The 4859-nt window shown below is 70.3% G+C and carries 4 protein-coding genes; 3 read left to right on the top strand and 1 reads right to left on the bottom strand.

Translation table 11 applies throughout. The features are described 5' to 3' along the window. Nucleotides 1–1452 (top strand): gephyrin-like molybdotransferase Glp (gene glp / locus ACFDTC_RS15155; RefSeq protein WP_375259724.1); only part of this gene is annotated, 1452 nt, incomplete at its 5' end. Here glp and ACFDTC_RS15160 read toward each other — a convergent pair. Then, nucleotides 1449–1721: a sulfurtransferase TusA family protein gene (locus ACFDTC_RS15160; protein ID WP_375259725.1), complete on the bottom strand. Its 273-nt coding sequence runs from the start codon at nucleotides 1719–1721 to the stop codon at nucleotides 1449–1451. The genes glp and ACFDTC_RS15160 overlap by 4 nt on opposite strands. A 101-nt stretch (nucleotides 1722–1822) precedes the next feature. Here ACFDTC_RS15160 and ACFDTC_RS15165 point away from each other — a divergent pair, with 101 nt between their 5' ends. Continuing rightward, nucleotides 1823–3517 (top strand): NAD(P)H-dependent oxidoreductase subunit E, encoded by a 1695-nt coding sequence (locus ACFDTC_RS15165; RefSeq protein WP_375259726.1) that lies wholly within the window; start codon nucleotides 1823–1825, stop codon nucleotides 3515–3517. Beyond that, nucleotides 3517–4859 (top strand): molybdopterin-dependent oxidoreductase (locus ACFDTC_RS15170; RefSeq protein ID WP_375259737.1); only part of this gene is annotated, 1343 nt, incomplete at its 3' end. The genes ACFDTC_RS15165 and ACFDTC_RS15170, both read left to right, overlap by 1 nt.

A 4859-nucleotide genomic window follows, 5' to 3' on the forward strand; every position in this document is an offset into this window, starting at 1 on the left:
GCCGCGCTGGCCGAGCCGGACGAGATCAAGGACCGCGCGCAGGTGCGTGTCCTCGCCGGTGCGCTGAAGGCGCTGCCGGAGGAGACGCTCGACGCCATGACGCGCGAGGGCGACCCGGTCGAGGGATGGATTCTCGGGCTGGGACACGAGGGCAAGCTGACCGACGCCGCCATGCGGGCCAGCGACGGCCCCGCACCGCCGTCCCTGCGCAACGACTGCTTCGCCATGCCGCGCGGGATCGACTGGGTGCCGGTCGACGACGCGCTGGCGCGGCTGCGATCAGGGCTGCACGTGGTGACCGCGACGCAGCGGATCCCGACCGCCCAGGCCGCCGGCCGGATCCTGGCCGCGGACACCGTCGCGCGCCGGTCGAACCCGCCGCGGCCCAACTCGGCCGTCGATGGCTACGGCTTCGCGCACGACGCGATCGGCGACGGGCCGCAGCGCCTGCCTCTGGTCGAGGGCCGCGCCGCCGCCGGTCAGCCCTTCACCGGCACGGTACCCGCGGGCCATGCAGTCCGGATCCTGACGGGCGCGATCCTGCCCGACGGCGTCGATACCGTCGTGCTCGAGGAGGACACAGCCAGCGATGCCCGGCACGTCGCATTCCACGGGCCGCTGAAGCGCGGCGCCAACACGCGCAAGGCCGGCGAGGACGTGGTCGAGGGCGCGCCCGCCCTGCCCGCCGGTCACCGCCTGCGCGCGCCGGACCTCGCGCTGTTGTCGGCGCTGGGGATCGGGACGGTCGCCGTGCATCGCCGCCTTCGGGTCGGCGTGGTGTCGACCGGGGACGAAATCGTCGCCACACCGGATCAGCCCGCGGCGCCGCACCAGATCTACGACGCGAACCGCCCGATGCTGCTGGCGCTGGCCGAGGGCTGGGGCTACGAGCCGGTCGACCTGGGCCATGCGCGCGATGACCCGGAGACCATCGCGGCCCGGCTGGATCACGGGGCGCAAGTGGCCGACGTGATCCTGACCTCGGGCGGGGCCTCGGCCGGGGACGAAGACCACGTCTCGGCTCTGCTACGCTCGCGCGCGACCCTGTCGAGCTGGCGCATCGCGTTGAAGCCGGGGCGCCCGCTGGCGCTGGCGATGTGGAACGGTGCGCCGGTGTTCGGTCTGCCGGGCAACCCCGTGGCCGCGCTGGTCTGCGCCCTGATCTTCGCGCGGCCGGCGTTTTCGCTGATGGCGGGCGCGGGCTGGGCGGTGCCGGAAGGGTTCACCGTGCCGGCCGCCTTCACCAAGAACAAGAAGCCCGGCCGCCGCGAATACCTGCGCGCGCGCCTGACCGACGACGGTGCGGCCGAGGTCTTCGCATCGGAAGGATCGGGGCGGATCAGCGGGCTCAGCTGGGCGACGGGTCTGGTCGAGTTGCCGGACGAGGCGGTGCAGGTCGCGCCGGGCACGCCCGTGCGCTTCATCCCCTATGCCAGCTTCGGGCTGAGCTAGACCTTGCGGATCAGGTAGACCTGAGCGCCCGCTTCCTCGGCGGTGCCGACCAGCGAGTTCCCGGATTCGGCGCAAAAATGCGGAACGTCCACGACAGCGGCCGGATCGTCGGCAACCACGCGCAGCACCGCGCCCTTCGGCAGTCCCTGCAGACGCTTGCGCGCCTTGAGAACGGGCAGCGGGCAAAGCAGCCCGCGCGCGTCCAGTTCGTGGTCCCAGTTCGCCTCGCTCATGCGATGCAGATAGGCCGTAGCGGGGATGCTGTCCATCCTCCGCATTGATCGGGAATTTCTATCGGTTTACGGGTTTTCGATATTGATTGTTTTAGCCAATCGAACGTCTTCTGCGCCAAAGCAAAGGGGATTGCGACATGGCCTTGGATGACCGCGACAGCGTCTGGCGCGCGGGCCGCAGCGGCGGCAAGGGGCGCAACACGCCAAAAGGGCGGCAGTTGGACGATGGCGCCCTGGCCGAGGTGCGCGCCCTGCTGGGCAACCGGCCGCGCCGCCGCGACCTGCTGATCGAGCACCTGCACCTGATCCAGGACGCCCACGGTCACCTGTCGGCGCCGCACCTGCGCGCGCTGGCCGAGGAAATGCGCCTGTCCATGGCCGAGGTGTGGGAGGTCGCGACCTTCTACGCCCATTTCGATCCCGTGCGCGAGGACGAGACGCCGCCGCCGGCCCTGACGATCCGCGTCTGCGATTCGCTGTCGTGCGAACTCGCCGGGTCCGAGGCGCTGCTGGCGGCCCTGCGCGACGGCCACGACCCCGCGCAGGTCCGCGTCGTGCGCGCACCCTGCATGGGTCGCTGCGACACCGCCCCCGTGGCCGAGGTCGGTCATCGCTTCGTCGATGCGGCGACGCCCGAAACCGTGGCCGAGGCCGTAGCCTCGGGCAACTACCACGCGCACATCCCCGACTATGAGGCCTTCGACGCCTACCGCGCGAACGGCGGCTACGACACGCTGCTGTCGTTGCGCGAAGGCGGAGACTGGGAGGCGGTGCAGGAACAGGTTCTTTCCTCGGGCCTGCGCGGCCTGGGCGGTGCGGGCTTCCCGTCGGGCAAGAAGTGGGGCTTCGTCCGCGCCAATCCGGGACCGCGCTACCTGGCCGTGAACGGCGACGAGGGCGAGCCCGGCACCTTCAAGGACCGCTACTACCTCGAACGCACGCCGCACCTGTTCCTCGAGGGCATGCTGATCGCCGCTTGGGCGGTCGAGGCCGACACAGCGTTCATCTACATGCGCGACGAATACCCCGGCGTGCTGGAGATCCTGCGCCGCGAGATCGCCGCGCTTGAAGACGCCGGGATCGTCGCGCCCGGATATATCGACCTGCGCCGCGGAGCCGGCGCCTATATCTGCGGCGAGGAATCCGCGATGATCGAAAGCATCGAGGGCAAGCGCGGCATCCCGCGGCTGCGCCCGCCCTACGTGGCGCAGGTCGGCGTCTTCGACCGACCCACGCTGGTCCACAACGTGGAGACGCTGCACTGGGTCGCGCGCGTCTGCCGCGAGGAGCCCGAGGTGCTGAACGCGCACGAAAGGAACGGCCGCAAGGGCCTGCGCAGCTACTCGGTCTCGGGGCGCGTGGCGACGCCGGGCGTCTACCTGCTGCCCGCCGGATCGACCATCACCGACATCATCGAGGCGGCCGGTGGGATGGCCGAGGGGCACGTCTTCAAGGCGTTCCAGCCGGGCGGGCCGTCCTCGGGGCTGTTGCCCGCCACGCTGAACGACGTGCCGCTCGACTTCGACACGCTGCAGCCGCACGGGTCGTTCATCGGCTCGGCCGCCGTGGTCGTTCTGTCGGACAAGGACAGCGCCAAGGCCGCCGCGCTCAACATGCTGCGCTTCTTCGAGGCGGAATCCTGCGGCCAATGCACGCCGTGCCGGTCGGGCTGCGAGAAGGCGGTCAAGCTGATGCAGGCCGACCGATGGGACGCCGCGCTGCTGGGCGATCTATGCGAGGTCATGGTCGACGCGTCGATCTGCGGGCTGGGCCAGGCGGCGCCGAACCCGATCCGCCACGTTCTGAAACACTTTCCCGACGAGGTCCTGTGATGGATGGTTCCCGCCCTGATCCCGTGATCTTCACCCTCGACGGCCAGAACGTGGCGGCGCACGAGGGCGAGACGCTCTGGGACGTGGCCACGCGCCACGGCAAGACGATCCCGCATCTCTGCCACAAGCCCGCGCCGGGCTACAAACCCGACGGCAATTGCCGCGCCTGCATGGTCGAGATCGACGGCGAGCGGGTGCTGGCCCCGTCCTGCTGCCGCCACCCCGAGAACGGCATGGAGGTTCGCACCGACAGCGCCCGCGCCACCAAGGCCCGCGCCATGGTGCTGGAACTTCTGCTGGCCGACCAGCCAAAGCAGGACGAGGCGCACGACCGTTCGGCTCATCTTAGGGACATGGCCGAGGCCACCGGCGTCACCGAAAGCCGGTTTCCCAAGCTCGAGCCTGAGCGCGTTCCCCTGCTCGACGACAGTCATGTCGCGATGCGCGTCAACCTCGACGCCTGCATCCAGTGCGGGCTGTGCGTGCGCGCCTGCCGCGACGTTCAGGTCAACGACGTGATCGGCATGGCCGGGCGCGGGCACAACGCCTACCCGGTCTTCGACTTCGACGACCCGATGGGCGACAGCACCTGCGTGGCCTGCGGCGAATGCGTGCAGGCCTGCCCCACGGGCGCGCTGATGCCCGCCAGCGTCATGGACGATGCGCAACACGGCGACAGCGAGGCGCACGAGACGGAAACGCAGTCGGTCTGCCCGTTCTGTGGCGTCGGCTGCCAGATCAGCGTCAAGGTCAAGGACGGCCGCGTCACCCGGGTCGAGGGCATCAACGGCCCCGCGAACGAGGGCCGGCTGTGCGTCAAGGGGCGCTTCGGCTTCGACTACATCCACCACCCGCACCGCCTGACCAAGCCGCTGATCCGGCGTGAGGACGCGCCCGACAAGGGGCTGAACGTCGACCCATCGAACCCGTGGACCCATTTCCGCGAAGCGAGCTGGGACGAGGCGCTGGACCGCGCAGCGCACGGGCTGGCGGACCTGCGCAGCTACCACGGCGGCGCCTCCGTCGCGGGCTTCGGCAGCGCCAAGTGCACCAACGAAGAAGCGTACCTGTTCCAGAAGTTCATCCGCCAGGGGTTCGGCCACAACAACGTGGACCACTGCACGCGACTGTGCCACGCCTCGTCGGTCGCGGCGCTGATGGAGAACGTGGGCTCCGGCGCCGTCACCGCCACCTTCAACGAGATCGAGAACGCCGACGTCGCCATCGTCATCGGCGCCAACCCGACCGAGAACCACCCCGTCGCGGCGACCTACTTCAAGCAGTTCGCCCAGCGCGGCGGACAGCTGATCGTGATGGACCCGCGGGCGCAGGCGCTCAAGCG

It is taken from the genome of Citreimonas sp., assembly GCF_042096055.1.
In the GTDB taxonomy this organism is placed as follows: Bacteria; Pseudomonadota; Alphaproteobacteria; order Rhodobacterales; family Rhodobacteraceae; genus Citreimonas.